Source organism: Bdellovibrio sp. ZAP7 (genome assembly GCF_006874645.1).
Lineage (GTDB): Bacteria > Bdellovibrionota > Bdellovibrionia > Bdellovibrionales > Bdellovibrionaceae > Bdellovibrio.
Genome location: NZ_CP030082.1, coordinates 3,718,229 through 3,741,224 on the forward strand (window position 1 = coordinate 3,718,229; position 22,996 = coordinate 3,741,224).

The following is a 22,996-nucleotide window of genomic DNA, read 5'->3' on the forward strand; positions in this document are numbered from 1 at the left end:
CCACAGTGAGAGTTCGTAATATGGAAACGCAAACTATGCAAACAAGTCCCTCAACCCAAATCGTCAATGTTGGCGGGTTTAATATTGGGGGTCCCGAATTCACGGTCATCGCCGGTCCGTGCTCTATCGAAAGCCACGCTCAATTTCTTGAGACAGCTTCCGGTGTTAAGGCTTCTGGCGCACACTTGCTTCGCGGCGGTATCTGGAAAATGCGCACGTCCCCGACAGCCTTCCAAGGCTTGGGAAATTCATCTTTCGATATCGTTAAAGACGTTTGCAAACAGCTCAATATGAGCTTGATCTCCGAAGTCACTGACATCCGTCAAATTGAAGAAGTTTACGACCTTGTAGAGTGCTTCCAAGTGGGTTCTCGCTCTATGCAGAACTACGAACTTTTGAAAGAGTTGGGACGTCAAAACAAACCAGTTCTTTTGAAACGTGGTTTGGCCGCTTACATCGAAGAATGGGTTAAAGCCTCTGAATACGTGATCAAAGCGGGTAACGGCAATGTGATCCTTTGTGAACGTGGTATCCGTACTTTCGAAACAGCGACTCGCAACACTTTGGATTTGAACGCTGTGGCTTTCGCCAAGAAAAATACAAATCTTCCTGTTATTGTGGATCCTTCTCATGCAGTGGGTATTCGCGCGTTGGTTCCTGACCTGGCTTACGCAGCTGCGGCTGTGGGAGCTGACGGTATCATCGTGGAAGTTCATCCTCGCCCAGCAGAAGCTCTTTCTGATGGTATGCAAGCCCTGACTTTGCAGGACTTCGAAATGATGATGAGAAAACTTGAAAGAATCCTAGTCGCTATCGATCGTCCTCTTCACAAGGTGACAGCCCATGCACACTGAGAATCAAAAACACTCTCCAAATCCTGAAATCATTCGCAGCATGTTCTCTAAAGTGGCCGCGAACTACGACAAAGGGAACAATGTGCTTTCCATGGGTGTTCACCACTTGTGGAGAAAAAAATTGGTTAAATATTCTGGCGCGAAGCTAGGCGACAGAGTTTTGGATTGCGCAACGGGTACTGGTGACCTGGCGATTGAATTCAAACAACAAGTGGGTTCTGCAGGTCAAGTCACAGGAACTGATTTCTGTGCCGAGATGTTGATCCCGGCTCCAGGCAAAGCAGCTCAGCGCGGTTTGGACATCAAGTTTGAACAAGCTGACGTGACTCAACTTCAGTACGCTGATGATTCTTTCGATATCTCTTCCATCTCTTTTGGTATTCGCAATGTAGGCAACCCGGTTAAGGGTCTCAGCGAAATGGCGCGAGTCACTAAATCCGGTGGCACAGTGATGGTTTTGGAATTCGGCCAAGTGAACATCCCGGTGTTCGGCGCGCTTTACAATTTCTATTCACAAAACATTCTTCCAAAAATCGGTGGCTTGGTAACAGGTCAAAAAGACGCTTACGAATACTTGCAAAAGTCTTCAGCGGCTTTCCCTTGCAAAGAGGGCTTCCTGGATTTGATGAAACAAACCGGCGCGTTCTCCCACACAGAGTACATCACTTTGACTGGTGGCATTGCGTACATCTACAAAGGCACTGTTAAATAGTCTGCTTCATGCAAACGTAAAAGCCTAAACCACCTCGGCGAAGCTGAAGTGCAAGACAGCAAAGGCGTTCCACAAGGACGCCTTTTTTATTTTGTTTTCAAGAGCACTAAAATTTGACTCCGACTTCAGTTCGTTGAACAGTAGTCAGCAATTCGATTCGAATAAGGAGTCCCTCATGAAATGGATGGCTTTGGTTTTGACGTTTGCTCTTGGTTCAACTGCAATTGCCAGTGAGTTCTGCCCTTCGGCGGAAGATTACGAAGCGCAAGGCTGGGTTGTGCATAATCCAGAAGACTTTGCGAAGCTTGAAAAGACTTTCGATGCGATGTTATCTGCTGGTCAAAAAAACGGTCAGATCATTGACGATATGAGCGGTCACATGGTGACTGGTGATCTCGATAATAAGGAAATCATGTTAGCCGTGAAGTCTTACGAAGACCTGCGCACCCCAGACATGGTGATGTACGGCGATCATGCAACGTACACTCATATGGAAACTCAAAAGCGCGTCGAGATCCGTTGGTTCAACGGTAAAAAGAATTTAGTGATCAATCCCAAGTACATCAAATGCATCACAGGACAGCCGCCAGTGGCTGAAAATGTGATTCTGTAAACAGCCTCCACCCGGGTAGTAAGAAGGCTGAGTGATCCTCGGCCTTTTTTATTAATACGCTCGCATCCGAGTGAAAAATCGCAAGATATGATCTTTATCATACAGAGTTCTTCCGACCAGCCGACAAGCATAGTGAAAAAACCTGCGAGGTGCACTATGTCTGACAATTTTTTTAAATGGGACCAAGAACGTCTTACCACTCATGTCGATGCGATGGATAACGAGCATAAAAAGTTAATAGAGATTATGAATCGATTGTATGACCGCTACGAAGCGAAAGCGACGAAACCGGAGTTGCAATCCATCGTTCGCGAACTGGCTTCCTGGACGATCACTCACTTCGACCACGAAGAAAAATTCTTTGATACTTTGGACTACTCGCAAGCTGCTGTTCACAAAAAAATTCATAAGGATTTGGTCGAGCGCTTAAAAGGCCACGCGACTGAATTTGACAAGACAGGCGTATTAACGCCTGCATTCTTCCAATTCCTGAAAACTTGGCTAACAGCCCACATCATGGGGATTGATACCAAGTATGGCGTCATTGCCGCCCAAAAGTCTGCTTAAAAATAAATAAGGCTGGTTCATCACCAGCCTTTTTTATTTCCGATTCGTACCGGAATATTCAATTCATTATCCTTCAAGATCCGATTAAACGAGTGGAGAAATCCAGTTCATAGAATCTTTCACTGTGCCTTTTTGAATCCCAGTGATTTCGTTATAAAGCTCAGTGCTCAATGGACCGGTTTCGTTGCCGTTGATCATCCAGTCTTTTTCATTGTAGTGAATCACGCCGATTGGTGAAATCACTGCAGCTGTTCCCGTACCGAAAGCTTCTTTCAACTCGCCCTTCTCCAGGCGCTCAATCACTTCTGTGATTGTGATACGTCTTTCAACGATCGGAAGATTTTTCTTTTTCAAAACCTGGATGATAGCATCGCGGGTACCACCCGACAAAATGCTGCCGTTCAATGCTGGAGTCACGATCTCGTTATTGAAAACAAAGAACGCATTCATTGTACCAACTTCTTCGATACCCAAACGCTCAACGTCCAACCACAAAACTTGCGCATAACCCTTTTGTTTCGCTTCCAAGGCCGCTTTCAAACTGGATGCATAGTTCGCACCGGCTTTCACAGCACCCAGGCCACCCGGAGCTGCACGCAAGTATTTTTCCTCAGTCCAGATTTTCACTGGTTTTGCGCCTTCAGAGTAATAAGAACCCACCGGAGACAACAAGATGAAGAAAGTGGTTTCGCGAGAAGGACGAACCCCCAAGAAAGCCTCAGTACCGATCAATGTGGGACGGATGTATAAAGAAGTATTTGGCCCGTGAGGAATCCAACGCTCGTCCACTTTCGTCAACTCATGCAAACCTTGCATAAATAGCTCCATAGGCGGAGCTTGAAGACACATACGTTCGGCACCCTCAACCAGGCGGTTGTAGTTGAAATCAGGACGGAAGAAGACAACCTTGCCATCGTTTTGGCGGAAAGCCTTCATACCTTCGAAAAGTGCCTGACCGTAATGAAATACCGAAGCGCCTGGGTCCACAGAAAGAGGGCCATAGGGAACGATCGAAGCCTCGTACCAACCTTTGCCTTCAGAGTATTTTGCCACAAACATGTGGTCTGTGAAGTATTGACCAAAACCAAGTTGATCAGACGGAGGAAGAGCCTTCGGGGATTTCACGAGAGTTGTAGAGATATTTGTCATGAGACTGTGGTACCTAATTTCAATCCATCGGTCAAACCGCAGTGCCCGCGAAATGCATTTGTGGCAGTTTTTTCTATGCGAGCATCACTAAGAAATAAGGGCTGGGGCCCACTAAGGGAGCCCGTCCACCCATCACATCCAATTGACGGCGGCTCATCGTGACATCTTGGGTTTGTGTTTGGGGTTCAGGTGGTTTTGGCGGCGGAATTTTCGGCTGCTCTCGAGTGGGACAACCCGATAAAACCAGAGCCGTTAAAAAAAGGAGGAGATAACGCCGTTTCATGGCTTTATTCTCCTCCCACTAAATAAGAATTTGTACTTAATTAGGGCTGTTTTTTAATAGCCCTAAAACGCATTTTTAGTAATGCCAAGGGAACTTGGAGAAGTCTCTTTCGCGTTTCTCGACGAAAGCTCCACGGCCTTCGACTGCTTCTTCAGTACCGTAAGCCAGTCGAGTCGCTTCTCCAGCAAACAACTGCTGACCCACCAGACCATCATCGATCATGTTGAAACCGAACTTCAGCATACGCATCGCAGTTGGGCTCTTCGTATTCATTTCAGCAGCCCATTCCAACGCAACCTTCTCGAGATCTTTATGTGGGATCACGGCGTTGACCATGCCCATTTCAAAAGCTTCCTGCGCAGAGTAATTGCGACCCAGGAAGAAAATCTCACGGGCACGTTTTTGACCGACCATGCGAGCAAGGTAAGCTGAACCGTAGCCGCTGTCGAAGCTTGCGACATCTGGATCTGTTTGTTTAAAGATCGCGTGCTCTTTACTTGCCAGCGTCAGATCGCAGACAACATGCAAAGAGTGACCGCCACCCACAGCCCAACCAGGAACTACGGAAACCACGATTTTAGGCATGAAACGAATCAAGCGCTGAACTTCCAAAATATGCAAACGCCCCAAACGAGCCAGGTCTGCTTTACCAGAAGCTTCTTTGTCTTCATATTTGTAACCGTCTTTACCACGGATGCGTTGGTCACCACCGGAACAGAAAGCCCAACCCGCATCTTTCGGAGATGGTCCATTGCCCGTGATCAAAACAACCCCCACATCAGGAGTGATGCGCGCATGCTCCAAAGCCATGTACAATTCGTCCACGGTTTGTGGACGGAAGGCATTGCGAACTTCGGGGCGATTGAAAGCGATGCGTACCGTGCCCTGATCTTTGGCACGGTGATAGGTGATATCTTTAAAATTAAAACCAGGGACTTCAGTCCACCATTCAGGTGTGAAAATATCGGAAACCATTTATTCCTCCGGAGGCGTTTTACAGTTTGTCTGTTTTAGCCCAGAGGTAATGGTCTGCCAATACCAGCCATGTCATGGCCTCCAGTACAGGGATTGCGCGAGTCACGATACAAGGATCATGACGTCCTTTTTTTGCCACATCTAAAATAGAGCTGGTGGGTTTAAAGGAAACTCGCAATAAAATGTCATCGCCAGTTGAAATACCGCCGCGGATTCCACCGTAAACGTCCTGGGAGCCCTGATGGAACTGAGTTCCCTGAACTTCGGCTGAATCAAAACCCAAACCCAACTCAAATCCGTTCGCAGCACCCACGCTCATGAAAGCCATGGCCAGGTCTGATTTCAACTTATGAAATACGGGCTGACCCAAATGCGCTGGCGGAGCCTGAATCAAAATTTCTGCAATACCGCCATAGCTGTCGCCGCTTTCCTGCGCTTTCTTTAAAAGCTCTGCAACCTTTTGATCGTCTTTGGAAGGAAAACGCGCTTGATAGGAATCCACATCGACATTGGCAACGTTTTTACGATCAGCCTCTGGCAATGTCATCGGACCGATTTGTGAGGCATAGCCGATAACTTTGGTGCGAGCACTTACTTCGTTCACCAACATTTTCGCCACGGCACCAGCCATCACGCGTGAAACGGTTTCACGTCCTGAAGAACGACCACCACCTCGGTGATCACTGTGACCGAATTTATTTTTCCAGACATCATCGGCGTGACCCGCACGTGGAGAGTTTTGAATTTTAGAATAATCCTGAGAACGCGCATCTTGATTTCTTACGATGATCGCAATCGGAGTGCCCAAAGTCTTTCCTTCAAACACACCACTTAAAACTTCTGGAACATCCGTTTCCTGGCGGCCTGAAACAATTTGTCCTGATCCATGATGACCGGGACGACGTCTTTCTAATTCACGAGTCAGAACATTCGCATCGAATTTAACTCCAGCAGGACAACCATCAATTAAAACACCTAGGGCTGTTCCGTGACTTTCACCAAAAGATGACATCGTAAAGCGAGATCCAAATTGATTTGCTGAACTCATGCTTTTTCCTCACACTCTTTCCAGAAAACTCGCTGCAGCTGAGCCTGGGCAATAAACATTTTCAAACCGGATTCATAGTTGGCGCCACACAGCTGCGCGTATTCTCTGCCCACTGAATCTTCTTTGTAATTCAGATCAAAAACCATGGCTGGCTTCCAATCCGCCGGAGGCATATAAGTTTCATCCACGCGTGGAGCCGCCCAAACAATGACTTTAGGAACAAAGTCAGCTGACGCTTTTGAACCATCACGGGGTTCACCCGTACGTGCCGAATAATACGAGGCATGAGGCAGAACTTTTTCGATCATCGGTAATGTGCCACCGCCACCCCAGACGACGATTTCTTTTTGCAAAGGTGCAAGCATGCCCACGCCTTCGATCAACTCGATGAAGCCAGCTTCATCCGTTGAGGTCCCCTGCCACTTCACTTGTTTTTTATTATAATATAAAGTGTTCACTGCGCTTAACGTCGGATGCTGACACCATTTCGCAGCCGGCTCCTTATGCGGAGCAGTGACTGCAGCATATTGCAGCCCCATTTCCTGTAATAACGGCATCGCTTGATCCCACTCGTCGCGGGCAATGCGAATTGCAAAAACCGGAATATTTCTTTCAAAGAAAAAATCAGAATGTTCAACCGGAGTAAAACTGTGAACCACCGGATCACCCAGAACCGCCGCAAAATTTGATGGTCTTGTGGGTGTCATCATCCACTGAAACAAACTGGGTTGATCGCCCGCACTACCTTCGCCTTCACGCCAAAAATTAATCAGCTGCTGACCTTTTTGACGAAGTCGGTACCACGTCCAACGACCATCGGTCGAGCGCGGAATAAAACTGCGAGTCTCGTCCTGTTCCTGCTGCCAGTGATGCAGGCGCGACAGGTCTTTGAAACTATCAATCAGCGGAGCAAATTTTAAATGCGCAACTTCCGATTCCAATTTCTGCAAATCCAGGAAATGCGCGCTTTCGTGGGCCGACAGGATTATTTTTTCTTTGGGAATATTCTCTAAGACATCCGTCGGCGCCCCAAGTTCCAGGGGCCAATCGATCCACGTCGCTTTATTCAAAAGGAACTGGGCACTTTCAGATTTCCACCAACCGGCGCGGTCTTTGGCTGCCCGGAAAGAAAAGATGAATTTATCCTGCGGGAATTCGCCGATGAAATGCAGAATATTTTCTTCACTTAGGAAATCATCACGAAGTTCAAAGTACTCAACACCACGACCTGCATACCGTTCTTTAAACATGGGCAGACGATGGAGCTTTTCAAAAGTGGACGCCAGGACCGTTACTCCCCCGCCGATGTTTTGCAGTTGATGCGAAAGAATTCGGCGTTCCAGATTTAAAACCTGGTGATGATGTTCAAATACGCCTTCTGGCATCAAGTACACTTCATCAGCAACCGCTTGGTAGCGAACTTCGCGGGGGCTTGCTCGTTTGATGAATTCCTGCAACGGAGTCATGTCGGGATTCAAACGTGGACGATTTAAAAAGATGCGCCCATCCAAGTCCGTCTGCCTCTTAACCCACAACACATGCAGATCATTGGGAATGATGCTGACATCGAAACCCGCTCCTAAAACCAAAAAGATGTCCTTATAAGGTTTTTGTAAAACCTCCAGAAACATCTGCCTTTCCATTTCGCGGAAATAGGCCTCGCCGTGCTCCATGAAAAGTTCTCGGATGGTTTTACCGATGCGTTTTTCGATCTCATCATCCAGATCCAAGTACGCGACATTCGGATTTTGCATGGTTAAGCTCATGCGCTTGATCAATTCTGTTTTGCCGGTGCCACGGTGTCCGATAATTAATGTAATCATGGCTTAATCCCGATCATGTCCCAGAATTCCGGGAAACTTTTGTTAATAGCTTCGGGATGTTGAATTTTGATTTCATGTCCCATCAACTTCATCAGGACCGCCGCCATCACCATGCGGTGATCTTCGTCAGGATTAAAGACGATGCCTTTTTTCAAAGTTTGGTTGGGATTCCCGTGAATGATCATACCATCTTCCAGGACTTCGTATTGAATTCCCAAAAGATTGAAAAGATCTGCCACCTTGGCGATACGATTAGATTCTTTGGCCACCAAGTGAGGTGCCCCATGAAGTTTGGAAACACCATCGGCAAAACTGCAGACGACCGCAAGCACCGGGAACAGGTCCGGGCATTGAAACAGATTCCAGTCCACCGCGCGCAAGTGCTTGGGTTTATTGATCGTCAGAATTCTTCCATCCAGTTCAACTCCGACACCCATTTTTTTAAAAATTTCGACGAAAACTTTGTCGGGTTGCTCTGTCACTTCCGGGAAGTTTTCAATAACGGAGGTTCCAGCCAAGGCACCTGCAGAAGCCATCGTAAACATCGAGCTCATATCGGCTTCGACTTCATAGGATAGCTTTTCCAGACGCTGTTCTGCGGGAACCAAAAATCCTGTGGGAGTTTGCTTGATTCGCAAACCCATCTTTTTCAGCATTTCCAGTGTCAGCAGAAAATAACTCTCTGAAACTTTGCTGCCGACTAATTCGAAATCCAGATCAAAACTTAAAAGCCAGGAATTAAGAATCAAAGCAGAGGCATATTGGGAAGACTCGGTCGTGTCGACCTTAATCGGCACGCCTCTGAACTTCTTCCAGCCTTCACTGACGATATGCATTTCATTTTTTTTGATTTGCGCCTGAACACCCAGCTGACGAAGAAGATCGATCAAACCTTTTTGCGGACGGGACATCAAACGCGGGCTTCCCTTAAGGACATGCACACCACGAATACGCGAAGCTCTTAAAGCCATAAAACGAAATGTCGTTCCGCCCTCACCACAATCAATGCGGCTGCTTGCTTTCAGACCTTTTAGGCCTTCTCGCATAAAGCGCACATCATCACATCCCGCAAAACCGTGAAGATCCAAAACTGGAAAATAACTTTGGACAATCAATGCACGATTGAAAACAGATTTAGATCCCGGGATGCTTCCTTGAAAGTGGAACTTAGCCATGAAGCTCCTCTTCGCGCTGGCGACAGATCTCGATTAACAGATCATCGACGCTCACTTCTCGAATCACCGTTTTGCCAGGTTTTTGTACGAAAACAAATCTTAGCGTTGCCGCTTTGGTTTTCTTTTTATCGCTTAAAAGCAGACGACGATATTCATTAAGGTCGTTGCTTTTGATAGAAATCATATCATCACGCAGTGGTGACAACAGGAATCCCATGATCGGCTCGGAATAAATTTTCTCGGCCTCAGTCGGTTTCATGATTTTCTTTTGCACACTAAAGCGTAGGGCAAAATCCAAACCATAATTAATAGCAATACCATGAGGCAATTCGTAATAGCTTTCCAAAACATGGCCGACAGTGTGGCCCAGATTCAGAACATGGCGAATGCCTTTTTTCTCTTCAGGATCTTTGGCGACAACTTTGTATTTGGCTTTAACTGCTGCCTCCAGATGCTTCCAAAGAACTCTGGAATTCACCTGGCGTTCTTTGGCCAAAGAGTTCCACAACTTTCCGCCCTCGATCAGCGCGATCTTTACCAGTTCTCCGAACCCCTCATAGGCACGGGCTTCGGGTTGGGACATCAGCACCGAGCGAACCATCAAGATTTGCTCTGCAGGATAAAATGTGCCGATTTGATTTTTCGCGCCACCAACATTCAGCGCGGTTTTTCCACCGTGTGCGGAATCAATCGCAGCCAACCACGTGGAGGGAATATGGATCAAGCGCACGCCGCGCTTTAAAATGCTTGCGACAAAACCACCGAAGTCACCGAGACTGCCACCACCAACCACAACGATGGTGAGTTTTTTTACAGAAGTTTGTTCTGTAAGTTTAGTAATTGCTTTGATGTGGCGAGGGAAATGCTCGATGTCTTTTAAATGCTCGCCGGCTTGAACCGCATATTTCAGGGCGATTTGCTGCGACCATTTTTTAAAGACAGGAGATTTCTGCGCAAGGATCTGATCGTAAATCAGAAGAAGTTCCTCCCCCAGTTTTTTTACCGGAGGAAGTTCATTCGAAAAGACAAGCGTGCTTTGAGATTTCATCAATGCTTACTTTTGCTCTGCGTATTCGGCTTTAGCTTTTGCATAGGAATCAGAAATTGAATCCCAAGCTTTGCTCATACCATCTTTCATGTGATTCCATGCTTTGCCTGAGCTCTTTTTAAGTTTGGAAAGATCTTGGGACATGCTTTCTTGTTTTTTCTCAAGAGCAGCAATTTGCTCGTTCATTTCTTTTTTAGCTTCGCCCGTTTTATCTGCAGCGGCTTTTTTTAACTCTGCAGTTTCTTTTTTCATTTCAGCAAGTTTCGTTTCCATCTCTTTTTGGAAAGCGTCTTTTTGTTCTTTAGAATAGTTGGCTGCTGAAGTAGCGGCGTCAGAAGTTTTTTGTTTTACTTCATCCGCAGTTGTTGCAAATGCGGGTTGAAATGCAGAAAGAGCGATAAATAGGGCGAATACAGATTTCATATACTGGTCTCCTTAATTCAAGGAGACCAGTTTACATGCCCTAGAGGCTCCAGTCCACAGGCTCTTTGCCCTTGGACTTTAGATACTCATTGGCTTTTGAGAATGGTTTTGTTCCGAAAAAGCCGCGATGTGCCGATAGCGGCGACGGGTGAACAGATTCAATAACAAAGTGCTTTTTGCGGTCAACGAAGGCGGCTTTCTTCTGGGCATAAGCACCCCACAAGATAAAAACGATGTTTTCTTTTTCTTCATTTAGAACGTGGATGATTTTATCCGTGAATTCTTCCCAACCCTTACCTGAATGCGCAGCAGCTTTCCCATCCTCTACCGTCAAAACCGCATTGAGTAAAAGCACTCCATGCTCTGCCCACTTGGTCAAAGAACCGCTTTTGGGAATCTCAATTCCCATGTCGGCCTTCAATTCCTTAAAAATATTCAGCAATGACGGTGGGAAACGCACACCCTCACGCACTGAAAAACACAAACCGTGCGCTTGACCGGGACCGTGATAAGGATCTTGACCGACGATAACCACTTTCACTTTATCAAGTGGTGTCAAATTCAACGCCGCAAAGTATTCATCACCTTGCGGATAGATCGTCTTTCCTGCTTTGGACTCTTTTTGCAAAAATGCCGTCAGACTTTTCATGGAGTCTTTTTCAAACTCCGCTGCAAGTTTCGCTTTCCAGCTTGGGTGTAATTCTATTTTATGTTTGGTATTAGATAATTTTTCGATTTTGTCGCTCGTCTCAGAATGATACTCGTCAATAGTCTAGTTTCGCGATTCTAATTCAAACCTATTGGTTTTCAAATTATTTTTCATGCCGCCGTTAACTTGACCAGACAAATCTAAGCCTCATTGTTAAACTAGTTATAAGGAAAAGGAGGCCCGCCTATGACGAACCTTCCAAACCCCACCATTCAACTTATTGAGGATAATCCAGAAGTTAAGTCCTTTATCTATCAGCAGATAGCGGAATTTGACGGCTTTGTTACTCCTGAAACTGTGGTCACGGTTGTGGCCCGAAATCCGAAAAAACTCGCGCTTCAGTATGAAACGGAAGGCAAGGAATTCAATCGTCGCGATTTGAGCAAGCTCTATCGTATTGCGATTGTTCTATCGGATGGCGAAGCCAAGGTCGAAGCCGAAGGTGTGCATCAAGACATCTACCTTGCGATTAAACTGGCAAAAGACAATCTGATGTTGAAGCTGGTTGAGATTCAAGACTCCGTCGTGAGTCACCAAGATCGCTTGGTGGAGATCAATCATTACCTTCAGCCACAGACTTTACACTAAACCTCAATCGACTCTCTTCAAGCTGATTGAAGGGAGTCTTTCTTTTAGATAGCGGAACGGATGAGCCATTAGTCCGGGAATGTCTTTAGGGATGTTCTCGCCCTGGACGCCCACGGCGCCGACGTGCTGATCTTGCGGCTTATACCAAGTTTTAAAAACCACGTCCCATACAGATAAAACCTTTCCGAAATTCTTTGCAGAGATTTCCGGTGTCACTGAGTGATGCCAGCGATGCAATTGCGCTGTATTAAAGATTTTATTCAGCGGTCCCATTTCAAAATCAACATTCGCATGCTCTAGCAATCCCGTTACGGCGTTGACCAACAAGAATAATGCGATCAACTCTTGCGGAACTCCCAATAAGAAAAGCGGGAAAAAATAAAACAGCCAGTTAAAGAACAAATCCACCGGGTGAAAAACACCAGCATTATCCCAGTACACACGTTCAACCACGTGGTGGATAGAATGGAATTTCCATAATGCTGTCACTGTGTGACCAAAGCGATGTGTCCAGTAAAAAAAGAATTCACAGATTAAAAGCGCCGGTACCAATTGCGCAAGCAAAGGCCACTCTTTCGGCCATAGCGTGTGAATATTGTCGTGGATAAATCCTGAAGTGGAACTTAAAAAAGCAAAACCTAAAATGATCTCAACAATTTTAGAAAGGATGGGCAAAACGATATTCGTTAGAGTGAAATTGTAAATGCGATCGCCGCGGGGAATATTCCACTCTTCACGGTAAGGCATCACCCGCTCTGTGATCGCAATAATCACGATCACACCGATGGAAATCAACGCCGTGAGGACTGCGAGCTTTTCACCAGGAAAGTTATCCTTAAAGAGGAAAAAAAGATACACCGCAGCCGTCAAAAGAGCTGGATAGTAAACGCAGCGGATTGTTTGATGAAGAGCCTTCATATTTCCTCTTATTCCTTTACATCATCCAAGCAAGAAGCAGACCCAAAAACCCCCAGGGAATAAGCAATAGGTAAGATCCTTTGAAGGATTTGGCTCGAAGGACCCAAACTCGCAGGCTGACGTCAAAAAGTTCGACGTGCTTATCACGCATAAAGGCGTTTAATTCTCCTCTGACGACCTGTTTTCTGGCACGCACCTGGCAGTTGCTGTCATCTATATGAAAACGTCCATGAAACGCCTGATTCAAATGGTTTCCATTTTCTTAGCTTGCCAGTCTGCGCTGGCATCTGAAACTGATAATTTCACAAGACGTAATCTTGAAGTTGACGCTCAAGAATGGCTCAACTCGCAAATGAATGAAGCGATTCAAAACGCCGTTCAAAAAGCAGATCCCAACGTTCCCTATTCAGTTCATAAAATTTTATTTAAATCTTTGGGCGGAGTGTTCTGGGCCAAAATTGAAAAGTGGTCTGACAATCCTGTCTCTCCGGCAGAGCAGGTGGCATTTGAAGAATCCATCTTTCGTGACGTAGGACACTTCAAAGGGACTTCCAGTTTTATTCGTCGCCTGGTGAAATTTAAAAGCTACTACTCCCCCGGCATCTATCGCATGGGTGACACCGTGTTTGGCGCCGATAAGTTAGGTCACTTCCTGCAATTGGGTTATTCAATGTATCTGGCTGACGGCCAAAAAAGGAAGCCCGAGTTCAAAGACGTGAGACCTCTGTTTGCAAGATTCGCTGATGTTATTTCAGGTGATGCGAAATTCAGAAAGCAATTACAATCAAAAGGTTTAGATCTAGCTTACGAATACAGTCACTTTCAAGAAAACGGCGAATGGGGACTTAAAGGCCCCATGGCTCGCTCGTGGGCTGACATGGCCGCCAACGTCGAAGGATATAAGTTCTGGTCTGAACTGACAGGCGGTTCTGATCCTTATGTTAAAAAAGGTGCCGATGGCCGCTGGGTGCAGGTCAAGAAATTCGAATGGGGCCGCTATGTAACCCCGGCGTGGGACGAAGCTGTAAACCGTACAGACTATGATCCTCGTTTCGCTGATCAAGTTGAAAAACGCAGCCAGGAAGCGATGGAGAAAAACAAATATGTTCTTCCAGGTATTGATAGCATCTATGAAAAATACGGAGTGGATACGAATCGCGTTTTTAACAACCTGTGCTCTAAGATTTTCACTTGGTAAATCTTACCTGTCGATAGATTGATCATCTGATTTGTTCGATTTTGTACACTTATAAAATTCCTTTCTGCATGAGACAACGCTTTCAACAAAGCAACTCATGCAAAAGGAAATCCTATGAACAAGTATTTTATCTCTGCCATCAGCCTTCTCCTTGCGGCCCAGGCCAACGCAGGAATTTTCACTAAGAAATATTCTTTCTGCGAAGTGACTATCTCGGGTGATTCGCCCGTCATCTTGGGCACCAATGTTTCATCAACAAGACTTCCAGAATATGGCGAAGATATCTTGGGATACCTTGGTGTTGACGCTGCCAACATCGCCCTGGATGCCTTGATCGCCAAAGGCATCTGCCCACGTCACTCTGTAAAATTACCAGTCGATAAGTCCACTGTCGTCTGTGAACAATATAAAATCAAAGAATCTCCAGAGACGGACATCGCCCCGTTTACCTATCGCGAATTTAAAACGAAATACATCATGTGCGAAGTTGGTTATAGCGATCAATTTCAATATAAGTATGTGTTTGGCTATAAGGCCGGTCAATGGGCAGACACCCTGACCGAAAGTTCAAATTCCTTTGGAGCAAATGTTGCCTTAAATGTTTTAATCGCAAAAGGCATCTGCCCGGCTTACTCGGTGAAAGCGATTACTAACGGCAAGCATCCCGTCTGCAACTAGAGAAAGAAAAAAACGGAATTTATCATTTAAAAATTTATAAATCACAGACCGAAAATCATTATAAAAATGGAGATAAGATCTATGAAAAAAGTGGTTGTTTTATTGTCCCTTATGCTTTCCTCTCAATCATTTGCATCGGTTCCCGCGGCACAATGTAAAGAGTTTGCTAGTGACCTCATAAAAGTTTCCATGCCAAAAGATGCTAAAGACCTTCCTAAACTCGTAGGATGGAAAAGAATTAAATACATATACGAAAACGACGAAGATCGGGTTTTATATGTGACATTGTTGGCGTTCCAATCGAAAAGCGCTTATGTTGAAGTTGAAGCTTTTGTAGACGGAGTATGCCAACTAAAAAGCATCAACATTGTAAGAGAGTAAAGACCTACGGACTATAAAAAAAAGGCTTCTGTTTACAGAAGCCTTTTTCATTTAATTATTTTATTTACCGACTTCGAAAGCCAGAGGCAGATACTTGCTGGAGCTTGTCGCCGAGGAAGTATTCGCAGCTTTTCTTGCTGCATCCAACTTCACCAGTGTCCCGATGATGTCTTGCAATTGATCAAACGGTGCCAAGTTCGGTGGAAGATTTTCTTTTAGCTCCATCGTTAATACAGGAGTACTTCTTTCCATCCACATGTAGCGACCAAGACTGCCCGGATAATTTCCTAAACTTCTCCACGGCAAGTAATCAAACTTTGGCGGTGGAGAAAATTTCGGCCCGTCGAAATCCAAAACCTTTAATGGAGTGTGCACCGACACGATGAAATCAGGTTTGAAATCATCGATATGGTGAAGGGCACATTTCGTTTCCGGCTCGCTGCCACCCTCTTTACCTGGGAAGCGACGTGGATTTTCACTTGTTGTTTTCTTCCAGGAAGCAATCGCGCCCGCATCCCAATCTTTTGTTGGGAAGTTACGATTCACGTCGATCTTGTTCGCGTTCGTGCGGGTTTTGTATTTCACACCATCAGGATTTAGAACTGGAACAACTCTCCACGTATTTCTTGGAGCGATACTTTCCAAACGTTCCATCCAGTAACGGCCGACTGTTCCCGCATGTGTTTCATCACCATGAATCAGACTGATCACCAAGATACGTTTCGCACCGGTATCACTAGCTGTTTTGTCATAATGATAAATAGGACGGCCTTCAACGCTCACGCATTGCGGATCCATTATCACTTTGGCACAAGCTTGTTGCAAAAGTTTGTCATCCCACGCGCCTGGGAATTTTTTAAGATCGTTCACGCAGGTCTGATCAAGGTTTGCATACTCCGCATGCGCTGCGGATACCCCTGCGAGTGAACAAATCATACTTACTATTAGGTAACGAAGTGGCTTCATCATTTCTATCTATTATCCCACGTCTTTAAATTCTCTCAAGATGAGAAAATGCCTTTTTTCGATCCAATCTGAGAATCGCTATAAAACGACTAAAGTCTTATAGCCATTCGTCCGTAATGTAAAAGGTGATGTTTTTAGCACTCATGTTGTAGTTTTGAGGAGGAAGTATGGTTAATAAAGGTGGTTTTAGTTTCGTCGCGATGTTGGTGATAAATCCCGTCGTGATACTCTTCTACCAAAACTGCTCGATGAGCCCTATAAGTCACGCGCAGAACTCTCCTCCTAAGGTGATTGAGCGCAAAGTCGCTTCTGAGGTGAAACCTATTTTAGCTGAGGTAAAACCGGCTTGTGATACGAACAAAAAAGAGTGTCCGACCCTTAAGGAGTAAACCTCTTTCTTAAAAATTGATGTTGTTGTTCAAAAGCCCCGGTGCATAAAAACGTCGGGGCTTTTCTTTTACCGTTGGCGCGGCGCTGAAACGAAAAACTAGACCATTTTCTTTTTGACTTACATATTATTTACACTGTAAGTTCATATGTAAGTTATGACAAAGAAATTGCCCCTCCCATCACTGACACCTAAAGAAAAATCCGTTCTCGAATATATCGAGGCGCAAATCTTAAGTTCAGGTATTTCTCCGTCATATCAAGAAATTAAGGATCACTTCGGTCTAGCGTCGTTCAATTCGGTTCAGAATTATCTGAAGCAATTAACGACGAAGGGTTACATCACAAACCCAGTTAACCAGAAGAGAGCCATCCAAGTGCTTCATTCAGCGTCCGCTGTTCAGGATCACTTGCAAGCAAAAGTCTCGACGACGACGGGATCTCATCGCACTAAGCTCCTCCAGGCTCGTGACGAGATCCTGTCCCTTCCCTTACTTGGGAAGGTGGCTGCGGGACAACCTATTGAAAATTTCAAACATGATGAATTCGTTGATGTCCCACCCTCCATGGTTCGCAATCCTTCAAAGTCTTTCGCTTTGAAAGTACAGGGCGATTCCATGATTGATGACGGTATTTTTGATGAAGACATCATTCTGGTTCAGGAACAAAAATCTGCGAGCAATGGCGATATCGTGGTTGCAACTGTCGATAATGAAGCGACGGTGAAACGTATTTACCTACGCCCCCGCCCTGACAGCGGCAACTCGGATAAACAAGTTGAACTGCGTCCGTCCAATTCCACAATGAAATCTATGTGGTTCACGCCAGATCAAGTTGAGATTCGCGGCATTGTTGTGGGTTTGATTCGCAAATTCTAATCTCAAATTCATACGGCTAATTCTTCTAGATGGTCCTGATTTGTCCTCAGTCCGGTTCCGTGGAGTGGGTCTTGCCTGTCCCCTAAGCTCCTTCCATAATGTTAAGAAACAGCTTAACTGGGACGTTCAATGAAATTTGTTTTTAGCAGCTTGCTAGTAATGGCTATGACGGCCTTTATTCAACCTTCGTTAGCCAAATCCAAAAAGAAATCTTCAAAAAAAGATGCAACCGCAGTGACAACATCAGCTCCTGAGGCAACGCCGACTCCGTCAGCAACACCCACTGTGACTCCGACACCATCTGCTACTCCTGCAGATACGCCAAAAGCCGAAGCCAAAGAATCTGATGATTACACTCGTCCGGTTTTTTTCTCGGTCGAAGAACCTGATGTTAAAATTAAAAACCCAACGGTGTCCTACGATTTAAAATCTGACAAAGGCCGCTCTTTAAAAATTGCCGACTTCGTTTTCAATAACGATTCCCTGCGCGCATCGATTGAAGAAAAAAATCTGCGCATCACCTGGGACACGATGATTATGCCAACCGGGGATCTTTCAATCATCGATAGTTATGGTAAAGAATTGTGGAAAGTGACTTTGGATAAATCCGGTGACTGGAAATTCTCTGATTTTAAAAGTGAAAAAGCACCGCAATGGCAGTCAGGCAACCACTTCCGCTTTTGTCTAAGATCGGAAAGTGGCAAAGGCTTCACTGCGATGTGCACACAAACCTACGGTATAGAGATCAAAGACGACACGATCACGTTGGATTATACCAAATCTGAAACTGCTCCACGTGTAATTGCCCTGAATGAAGAACGTAAAAACCTGAAAGACGATATTGAAGTTGCAGTGGGAGCACCGGTTGGCTTCCTGGCGACTTTGAAATCCGGTGCGACTTATGAATTCATGTCAGAGCCCATCGCTCTGGATCTGAAAGATTTCATCGAGAGCGAACAAAAAGGCAACGTGACCTTCAAAGGTGCATTGCCAGCTCCAATTGGTGACACGAAAATCTTGCCAGGAATTGAATACGGTTCTGTGACGAAGGCTTTTGGTTTTCAAAAGTCCATCGCTGAACCTGTCGACCTTTGGCAAATCGATGTTCCATTGAAAAGCTCACGCCTGCACTTCCACGGAAAATACGGCGGCGTATTCACATATAACTTGGAAATCAAAAACTATCCGAAAATAAAGGACCGTCTGTTCCTTCATAAAAATGCTTTGAAAGGTACTTACAATTCTAAAGATCAAGTCAAAGTGAAGGTCGGCAAGGATTCCAAAGTTGAAGGCCTGGTTCCTGCAAATGAAAAAGACAAAGATTCTGACTTAAGAATCTGGAAATTTGAAACGAACGAAAAATACGCGCTGAACAAGCCACAATTGCTTTTAACTGAAGGCGAAGCCGGCAAAACCGAACCACACAAAGCCTACATCGAAATCTATCGTGGCGGCTCTGGTGAGGCGAGCTTGCGTCTTAGCGGTATTTCCACAACCTCAGGTGGCTCAACGTTCATCGGCGAAGCCCATTTGCAATACTGGTTTAACGACCTTTTCGGTTGGCAAAACAACTACCTATCCAAACAACGCTGGGGTGTTTCCGCAAAATACTTCACAACATTAGCTGACGTAGACGCCCAAAGAGAAAACGGCGGCACAGAAAAAGTAAGCCTGTCATCCACAGAATTAGATGTACGCTACCGCTTCGCCCAAGGCTTGTGGGAGCGAGATGAAACAGTAGGTGCCATCGCAGCCTATGAAGCCCTCTCAGTTGGTGAACAAAAGGCGAATAAGATCGGTGTCGGTCTATTCTGGGCACGCTCGATGCCAAAAACATTCGACAACTGGTTAAACAAACTCTCCTTCTTTAATCATCCTAAATACGTGGACATGGAATTCATCCAGTTCGTCAGCTCTACTGATAGCGGCACGAAAATGGGAAATGACTTCTTGTTGAACTTCCATGGAAAAATCTTATTCACCAATACTTTCTTTGGCGAGCTGGGTTTCGGCCTGAAAAGGTATGACTTCACAAAAGCTGACGATTCCGGCGCGAGCCTTTCCAGCTTCTATGGCACCATTGGCGCTGGTGTTGACTTCTAAAGCACATCACAGATCATTTTAGAAAGGAGCTTCCAGGCTCCTTTTTTTTTGAAAACTGCTCCATCCGCTACGCTGTTCACAATTCTGTCGCAATAAAAGAACAACACTTCCGTTTTGCAATGCTCATAAATTGACTGACTCCAAAATAGACAGCCAATATGGCGCATGTCTAAAAACCCTAAAACTCCAGCCAAATATGCCGAAGTTGCCGAATTTCTAAATGCTATTCTGAAAAGCAAACGCACGAAAAATCCCAAGTATTCGATGCGCGCTTTTGCCAGAGATTTAAAAACTTCTCCAGGACGCATTTCTGCAATTCTTGCCGGCCATGCATTGCCAGGAAAAATCGTCAGAAAAAGAATCTTGTCGGTTTTGGACATGAGTCCGGAAAAAGCATCTAAATTGGAATTTCTGATCGGCAAATATCTATTGGAAAGAAAAGCCCCTAATCAGTATTTTCAAGTAACCGAGGAAGTGCAAACTTTCCTTCCCGAATGGCATCATTTTGCAATTTTAAATTTATTGGAAAACAAGGACTTCAGAAACGACCAACATTGGATTTCACACCGACTGAACCTTGATGAAACTATCGTCTCGGAATCCATCAAAAAACTAATCTTGGTGGGCCTCGCAAAAGAGGAAAATGGGAAACTTGTACCGACTCATGCGAACATCACTTCAACCCACGACATTCCATCAGAAGCTCTTAAAAACTATCATCGCCAAATGATTAAAAAATCTATGGAAGTATTAGACGAAGTACCGGTGGATTTGCGAGATGTCACCTCTTTGATCCTCGCAACCAATCCACGCCAGATCTATAAAGCAAAGCTATTAACAAAACAATATCGCCAGGACATGATCAAACTTCTGGAAGAGGGTGACAAAACCGAAGTTTATAGCGTTTGCATTCAGATAACACCCATCACTAAAGCAATTACCGCGGTATAAGGATATTTATGAAAAAACTGCTTCTGTTTTCCACAATCTTATTCGCACAGACATCCTGGAGCACGGCTACTGAATTCGGAAATGGCGGCAACGCGGTGGTTTGCCCCTATGGCGAACATGAGATTGTAACCGCGTACGACATGAATGAAGTTATTTTTCGATATGAGTTGCTTCCCTCATTTCCCCCGATGGTGAGTGCTGATTGTCAAAACCAACGCAATGGTCGCGAGATCTGCGAAACCGGAACTGACATTGCCAGAGCTATCCTGAACCGCCTGGCTCTACTTGATCAGGATTTGATGAACGATCTTTTAGGTAAATTAGACACATTCTGGTCAGAGGCCATCTTAGTTTACGGTGATCTAACTCCTGTAAACGACTCCGGCCTAAGTTTTGTGCCTGAAGGCTGTTCACTAAAACAATTGGCGATTCAGCAACAACCGATTTTCGAGCAAGACAGCCGCTACTTCATTTCCGGTTCACTTTGGAATAAAATGGATGGTCAGGGAAAAGCCGTTTTGATACTTCATGAAATCATTTATCGTTATGCTTTAGAGCATGGTGCTGCAACTAAAAGCTCGGTGCCGATACGGTACTTCAACTCTCTATTAATCTCTGACAAACTTAAAGAATTTACTCCGAAACACTACATGAAAGTTTACTTCCAGGTATTCAGAATAAATCAAGAACCAGAACGTTAAAAATATTCTGTTCCGTTTTATAAAAGGGAAATGGTCACGTTTCCTTTTTTTATTTGCAATTCACCGTAGTGAACGAACTCTGTTGAGACGCCCTTCACTTTTCTTCCTCCCTTCCGAATTTAGTACGGAATAATTAACCAATGGGGAGGGTGGAACCATGTTTATAAAATCAATTGTTGGAATGTTGATCGCCGCAAATATCGCTAGCGCTGCAACTTCCAAAGTAGACGATTCTGATAAGGGGTGGACCTGGTATCGCATCGGCTCGTACGCTGACGACGATGCTTACAAGCTGATTGCCCACGGCACGCACAATCGCAACAGTTACGGCCAATATACCTTCAATGGCACCGGTGTGGCTGTTTACGGATGGCAAGGACCTAACGGTGGACAGCTTGAATTCATAGTGGATGGCGTGTCTCGCAAAACCGTCAGCGTCGCAAGCTCCATTGAACGCTATAACTTTAAAATGTTTGAAATCGCGAACCTTTCAAAAAGCAGCCACACGCTGCGTATTGTTTCCAAAAATACCAAATGGGTGATGATCGATTATCTGGTGATTGAAGACGGCAGCACGACGACGCCGACTCCAACACCGTCACCGACTGTTTCTCCGTCTCCTCCACCAACTGTGACGCCAACACCAACGGTAAGCCCGTCACCAACCGCAACGCCACAGGATCCGACTCGTTACACAGATGATCGCGAATTGGTCGTGCGCACGATTGCAAATTTCTCCAAAGCAGATGACGTCGTGAAATTCTTAGATATGGCAAAACGAAACAACTTCAACATTGTTTCCGTTTCTATCAAGCAGGATGAAGATGAAAATGTACCGTCAGGAACTGTATTCTATCCAAGTAAAATCGCTCCAGTCGCAGCAGTTTACAAAAACTTTGATGTGATAGGCACGATAATCACGGAAGCCGCAAAACGCGGCATTCGTGTCAAAGCCTGGATCCCGCAATTCCACGATCAGGTCGCGGCTCGCAAGAACGCTGACTGGGCCATGAAAGCATTGGTAAATGGAAAAATAGTTCCGTTCCAAGGAAGCAATCCCGACAGCCCGGAATATTTCGTAAATCCTATCAATCCTGAAGTTCAAGATTATGAAATCTCGATCATCAAAGAGTTCCTATCCCTGTACAAAGTGGATTCAGTCGCGATCGACTGGTTGCGCTTCGATAATTGGAATATGGATATGAGCGATAGAACGCGCAGCGATTTCCAGGCGATCTATGGATATGATCCTGCGACAATCAATTTCGCACAAAGCTCAACCAAACGAACTCAGTGGAATGAATTCCGCATGCAAAAAGTAGCGGACTACGCTGGCCGAGTAAAAGCAGCAGTACAATCGGTACAAAATGTCCCACTAGGCTCTTACACTCTGCCACCAGAGTTCATAGAATGCGCCCAAAGCGCAAAACGCTTAGCACAACACTTAGATTTTTTCAGTCCAATGGCGTACTACGATGACTGGGGCTATCAATTAAACTGGGTCTATGACAGCGTAATCGCCGATCTAGTATCCGAAGTAGGCATCACCAAAAAAATAATTCCAGCCTACAACTACTACTGGTCAGTAAGCGAGTTCCAACAAATCTATAAAACACTAAACACCCGCTATCCACAAATCCGCGGAGGCTCCTTCTTCAAATACGGAAAATGGGCCGAATCCGACATGACCACCGCCGACCAAGGCAGCAAAAAATAAAAGAAGAACTTTAACAGATCCCGGGAGTAGGTCCCCTACTCCCCAAGTGAGAAATAAAAAAGCCAGACAATGTCTGGCTTTTTTATTTCAAGCGCTCCCCGGCCCCGAACCCGTCCCCCACCCCCTCGAAGGAGGGCTCGTCAAAACGGTC

The 22,996-nt window shown here is 45.3% G+C and carries 25 protein-coding genes; 14 read left to right on the forward strand and 11 right to left on the reverse strand.

Annotation, left to right across the window (positions count from 1 at the left end; translation table 11 throughout):
* The first annotated feature begins 20 nt into the window (after nucleotides 1-20).
* The 4 genes from aroF (at nucleotide 21) to DOM22_RS17775 (ending at nucleotide 2,746) form a co-directional block, all read left to right on the forward strand.
* A complete protein-coding gene (gene aroF / locus DOM22_RS17760) occupies nucleotides 21-854 on the forward strand; it encodes a 3-deoxy-7-phosphoheptulonate synthase (RefSeq protein WP_246845743.1) in 834 nt (277 codons plus the stop codon).
* Nucleotides 844-1,566 carry a bifunctional demethylmenaquinone methyltransferase/2-methoxy-6-polyprenyl-1,4-benzoquinol methylase UbiE gene (ubiE, locus tag DOM22_RS17765; RefSeq protein ID WP_142701653.1) on the forward strand — a complete coding sequence of 241 codons (723 nt, stop codon included), beginning with the start codon at nucleotides 844-846 and terminating at the stop codon, nucleotides 1,564-1,566. The genes aroF and ubiE overlap by 11 nt, the downstream gene beginning before the upstream one ends.
* 175 nt (nucleotides 1,567-1,741) lie before the next feature.
* Nucleotides 1,742-2,179 carry a hypothetical protein gene (locus DOM22_RS17770; RefSeq protein WP_142701654.1) on the forward strand — a complete coding sequence of 146 codons (438 nt, stop codon included), beginning with the start codon at nucleotides 1,742-1,744 and terminating at the stop codon, nucleotides 2,177-2,179.
* A gap of 156 nt (nucleotides 2,180-2,335) precedes the next feature.
* Nucleotides 2,336-2,746, forward strand: coding sequence for a bacteriohemerythrin (locus DOM22_RS17775; protein ID WP_168196693.1), 411 nt, complete (start codon nucleotides 2,336-2,338; stop codon nucleotides 2,744-2,746).
* 84 nt (nucleotides 2,747-2,830) lie between these two features.
* Here DOM22_RS17775 and DOM22_RS17780 read toward each other — a convergent pair whose 3' ends face one another.
* The 9 genes from DOM22_RS17780 to ung all read right to left on the reverse strand — a co-directional run bounded on the left by DOM22_RS17780 (nucleotide 2,831) and on the right by ung (nucleotide 11,406).
* On the reverse strand, nucleotides 2,831-3,895 hold the full coding sequence (locus DOM22_RS17780) for a branched-chain amino acid aminotransferase (RefSeq protein WP_142701656.1): 1,065 nt from the start codon (nucleotides 3,893-3,895) through the stop codon (nucleotides 2,831-2,833).
* A 73-nt stretch (nucleotides 3,896-3,968) separates the two neighbouring features.
* Nucleotides 3,969-4,178 (reverse strand): hypothetical protein, encoded by a 210-nt coding sequence (locus DOM22_RS17785; RefSeq protein ID WP_142701657.1) that lies wholly within the window; start codon nucleotides 4,176-4,178, stop codon nucleotides 3,969-3,971.
* Nucleotides 4,179-4,253: 75 nt separating this feature from the next.
* Complete coding sequence (locus tag DOM22_RS17790; RefSeq protein WP_142701658.1) at nucleotides 4,254-5,153, reverse strand: 1,4-dihydroxy-2-naphthoyl-CoA synthase; 900 nt, start codon at nucleotides 5,151-5,153, stop codon at nucleotides 4,254-4,256.
* 19 nt (nucleotides 5,154-5,172) lie between these two features.
* Nucleotides 5,173-6,201, reverse strand: coding sequence for a chorismate synthase (gene aroC / locus DOM22_RS17795; RefSeq protein WP_142701659.1), 1,029 nt, complete (start codon nucleotides 6,199-6,201; stop codon nucleotides 5,173-5,175).
* The gene (locus DOM22_RS17800; RefSeq protein ID WP_142701660.1) at nucleotides 6,198-8,024 is read right to left on the reverse strand and encodes a shikimate kinase; all 1,827 of its coding nucleotides are present in this window, start codon (nucleotides 8,022-8,024) and stop codon (nucleotides 6,198-6,200) included. Before DOM22_RS17800 ends, aroC begins: the two co-directional genes overlap by 4 nt.
* Nucleotides 8,021-9,199: a 3-phosphoshikimate 1-carboxyvinyltransferase gene (locus tag DOM22_RS17805; protein WP_142701661.1), complete on the reverse strand. Its 1,179-nt coding sequence runs from the start codon at nucleotides 9,197-9,199 to the stop codon at nucleotides 8,021-8,023. Before DOM22_RS17805 ends, DOM22_RS17800 begins: the two co-directional genes overlap by 4 nt.
* Nucleotides 9,192-10,247 carry a 3-dehydroquinate synthase gene (locus DOM22_RS17810; RefSeq protein ID WP_142701662.1) on the reverse strand — a complete coding sequence of 352 codons (1,056 nt, stop codon included), beginning with the start codon at nucleotides 10,245-10,247 and terminating at the stop codon, nucleotides 9,192-9,194. The genes DOM22_RS17805 and DOM22_RS17810 overlap by 8 nt, the downstream gene beginning before the upstream one ends.
* 6 nt (nucleotides 10,248-10,253) lie before the next feature.
* The gene (locus DOM22_RS17815) at nucleotides 10,254-10,670 is read right to left on the reverse strand and encodes a hypothetical protein (protein ID WP_142701663.1); all 417 of its coding nucleotides are present in this window, start codon (nucleotides 10,668-10,670) and stop codon (nucleotides 10,254-10,256) included.
* Between the two features lie 40 nt (nucleotides 10,671-10,710).
* Nucleotides 10,711-11,406, reverse strand: coding sequence for a uracil-DNA glycosylase (ung, locus tag DOM22_RS17820; RefSeq protein ID WP_142701664.1), 696 nt, complete (start codon nucleotides 11,404-11,406; stop codon nucleotides 10,711-10,713).
* 159 nt (nucleotides 11,407-11,565) lie between these two features.
* Here ung and DOM22_RS17825 point away from each other — a divergent pair, with 159 nt between their 5' ends.
* Nucleotides 11,566-11,967, forward strand: coding sequence for a hypothetical protein (locus DOM22_RS17825; RefSeq protein WP_142701665.1), 402 nt, complete (start codon nucleotides 11,566-11,568; stop codon nucleotides 11,965-11,967).
* Nucleotides 11,968-11,970: 3 nt separating this feature from the next.
* Here DOM22_RS17825 and DOM22_RS17830 read toward each other — a convergent pair whose 3' ends face one another.
* Nucleotides 11,971-12,885: a sterol desaturase family protein gene (locus DOM22_RS17830; RefSeq protein ID WP_142701666.1), complete on the reverse strand. Its 915-nt coding sequence runs from the start codon at nucleotides 12,883-12,885 to the stop codon at nucleotides 11,971-11,973.
* Between the two features lie 229 nt (nucleotides 12,886-13,114).
* Between DOM22_RS17830 and DOM22_RS17835 the strand changes: the two genes are divergently transcribed.
* From DOM22_RS17835 to DOM22_RS17845, 3 genes are all read left to right on the forward strand, one after another.
* Nucleotides 13,115-14,083, forward strand: a complete 969-nt coding sequence (locus tag DOM22_RS17835) for a hypothetical protein (protein WP_142701667.1) — start codon at nucleotides 13,115-13,117, stop codon at nucleotides 14,081-14,083.
* Between the two features lie 114 nt (nucleotides 14,084-14,197).
* A complete protein-coding gene (locus tag DOM22_RS17840) occupies nucleotides 14,198-14,761 on the forward strand; it encodes a hypothetical protein (protein WP_142701668.1) in 564 nt (187 codons plus the stop codon).
* An 81-nt stretch (nucleotides 14,762-14,842) separates the two neighbouring features.
* Nucleotides 14,843-15,142 (forward strand): hypothetical protein, encoded by a 300-nt coding sequence (locus DOM22_RS17845; RefSeq protein WP_142701669.1) that lies wholly within the window; start codon nucleotides 14,843-14,845, stop codon nucleotides 15,140-15,142.
* A gap of 60 nt (nucleotides 15,143-15,202) precedes the next feature.
* On the opposite strand, the gene DOM22_RS17850 is transcribed toward DOM22_RS17845, so the two are convergent.
* Nucleotides 15,203-16,111 carry a DUF2817 domain-containing protein gene (locus DOM22_RS17850; protein WP_246845744.1) on the reverse strand — a complete coding sequence of 303 codons (909 nt, stop codon included), beginning with the start codon at nucleotides 16,109-16,111 and terminating at the stop codon, nucleotides 15,203-15,205.
* Between the two features lie 164 nt (nucleotides 16,112-16,275).
* Here DOM22_RS17850 and DOM22_RS17855 point away from each other — a divergent pair, with 164 nt between their 5' ends.
* From DOM22_RS17855 to DOM22_RS17880, 6 genes are all read left to right on the forward strand, one after another.
* Nucleotides 16,276-16,497, forward strand: coding sequence for a hypothetical protein (locus DOM22_RS17855; RefSeq protein WP_142701670.1), 222 nt, complete (start codon nucleotides 16,276-16,278; stop codon nucleotides 16,495-16,497).
* Between the two features lie 156 nt (nucleotides 16,498-16,653).
* Complete coding sequence (gene lexA / locus DOM22_RS17860; RefSeq protein ID WP_142701671.1) at nucleotides 16,654-17,373, forward strand: transcriptional repressor LexA; 720 nt, start codon at nucleotides 16,654-16,656, stop codon at nucleotides 17,371-17,373.
* A 129-nt stretch (nucleotides 17,374-17,502) separates the two neighbouring features.
* On the forward strand, nucleotides 17,503-19,476 hold the full coding sequence (locus DOM22_RS17865) for a hypothetical protein (protein WP_142701672.1): 1,974 nt from the start codon (nucleotides 17,503-17,505) through the stop codon (nucleotides 19,474-19,476).
* 165 nt (nucleotides 19,477-19,641) lie between these two features.
* A complete protein-coding gene (locus DOM22_RS17870; protein ID WP_142701673.1) occupies nucleotides 19,642-20,427 on the forward strand; it encodes a DUF4423 domain-containing protein in 786 nt (261 codons plus the stop codon).
* Nucleotides 20,428-20,435: 8 nt separating this feature from the next.
* Nucleotides 20,436-21,128: a hypothetical protein gene (locus DOM22_RS17875; RefSeq protein WP_142701674.1), complete on the forward strand. Its 693-nt coding sequence runs from the start codon at nucleotides 20,436-20,438 to the stop codon at nucleotides 21,126-21,128.
* A gap of 157 nt (nucleotides 21,129-21,285) precedes the next feature.
* The gene (locus DOM22_RS17880; protein ID WP_142701675.1) at nucleotides 21,286-22,845 is read left to right on the forward strand and encodes a putative glycoside hydrolase; all 1,560 of its coding nucleotides are present in this window, start codon (nucleotides 21,286-21,288) and stop codon (nucleotides 22,843-22,845) included.
* Nucleotides 22,846-22,996 lie beyond the last annotated feature (151 nt).

Bases quoted from the DNA above. Each gene is read 5' to 3' on its own strand.
- aroF (WP_246845743.1), top strand. From the start codon at position 21: ATGGAAACGCAAACTATGCAAACAAGTCCCTCAACCCAAATCGTCAAT.
- ubiE (WP_142701653.1), top strand. From the start codon at position 844: ATGCACACTGAGAATCAAAAACACTCTCCAAATCCTGAAATCATTCGC.
- DOM22_RS17770 (WP_142701654.1), top strand. From the start codon at position 1,742: ATGAAATGGATGGCTTTGGTTTTGACGTTTGCTCTTGGTTCAACTGCA.
- DOM22_RS17775 (WP_168196693.1), top strand. From the start codon at position 2,336: ATGTCTGACAATTTTTTTAAATGGGACCAAGAACGTCTTACCACTCAT.
- DOM22_RS17780 (WP_142701656.1), bottom strand. From the start codon at position 3,895: ATGACAAATATCTCTACAACTCTCGTGAAATCCCCGAAGGCTCTTCCT.
- DOM22_RS17785 (WP_142701657.1), bottom strand. From the start codon at position 4,178: ATGAAACGGCGTTATCTCCTCCTTTTTTTAACGGCTCTGGTTTTATCG.
- DOM22_RS17790 (WP_142701658.1), bottom strand. From the start codon at position 5,153: ATGGTTTCCGATATTTTCACACCTGAATGGTGGACTGAAGTCCCTGGT.
- aroC (WP_142701659.1), bottom strand. From the start codon at position 6,201: ATGAGTTCAGCAAATCAATTTGGATCTCGCTTTACGATGTCATCTTTT.
- DOM22_RS17800 (WP_142701660.1), bottom strand. From the start codon at position 8,024: ATGATTACATTAATTATCGGACACCGTGGCACCGGCAAAACAGAATTG.
- DOM22_RS17805 (WP_142701661.1), bottom strand. From the start codon at position 9,199: ATGGCTAAGTTCCACTTTCAAGGAAGCATCCCGGGATCTAAATCTGTT.
- DOM22_RS17810 (WP_142701662.1), bottom strand. From the start codon at position 10,247: ATGAAATCTCAAAGCACGCTTGTCTTTTCGAATGAACTTCCTCCGGTA.
- DOM22_RS17815 (WP_142701663.1), bottom strand. From the start codon at position 10,670: ATGAAATCTGTATTCGCCCTATTTATCGCTCTTTCTGCATTTCAACCC.
- DOM22_RS17825 (WP_142701665.1), top strand. From the start codon at position 11,566: ATGACGAACCTTCCAAACCCCACCATTCAACTTATTGAGGATAATCCA.
- DOM22_RS17830 (WP_142701666.1), bottom strand. From the start codon at position 12,885: ATGAAGGCTCTTCATCAAACAATCCGCTGCGTTTACTATCCAGCTCTT.
- DOM22_RS17835 (WP_142701667.1), top strand. From the start codon at position 13,115: ATGAAACGCCTGATTCAAATGGTTTCCATTTTCTTAGCTTGCCAGTCT.
- DOM22_RS17840 (WP_142701668.1), top strand. From the start codon at position 14,198: ATGAACAAGTATTTTATCTCTGCCATCAGCCTTCTCCTTGCGGCCCAG.
- DOM22_RS17845 (WP_142701669.1), top strand. From the start codon at position 14,843: ATGAAAAAAGTGGTTGTTTTATTGTCCCTTATGCTTTCCTCTCAATCA.
- DOM22_RS17850 (WP_246845744.1), bottom strand. From the start codon at position 16,111: ATGATGAAGCCACTTCGTTACCTAATAGTAAGTATGATTTGTTCACTC.
- DOM22_RS17855 (WP_142701670.1), top strand. From the start codon at position 16,276: ATGGTTAATAAAGGTGGTTTTAGTTTCGTCGCGATGTTGGTGATAAAT.
- lexA (WP_142701671.1), top strand. From the start codon at position 16,654: ATGACAAAGAAATTGCCCCTCCCATCACTGACACCTAAAGAAAAATCC.
- DOM22_RS17865 (WP_142701672.1), top strand. From the start codon at position 17,503: ATGAAATTTGTTTTTAGCAGCTTGCTAGTAATGGCTATGACGGCCTTT.
- DOM22_RS17870 (WP_142701673.1), top strand. From the start codon at position 19,642: ATGTCTAAAAACCCTAAAACTCCAGCCAAATATGCCGAAGTTGCCGAA.
- DOM22_RS17875 (WP_142701674.1), top strand. From the start codon at position 20,436: ATGAAAAAACTGCTTCTGTTTTCCACAATCTTATTCGCACAGACATCC.
- DOM22_RS17880 (WP_142701675.1), top strand. From the start codon at position 21,286: ATGTTTATAAAATCAATTGTTGGAATGTTGATCGCCGCAAATATCGCT.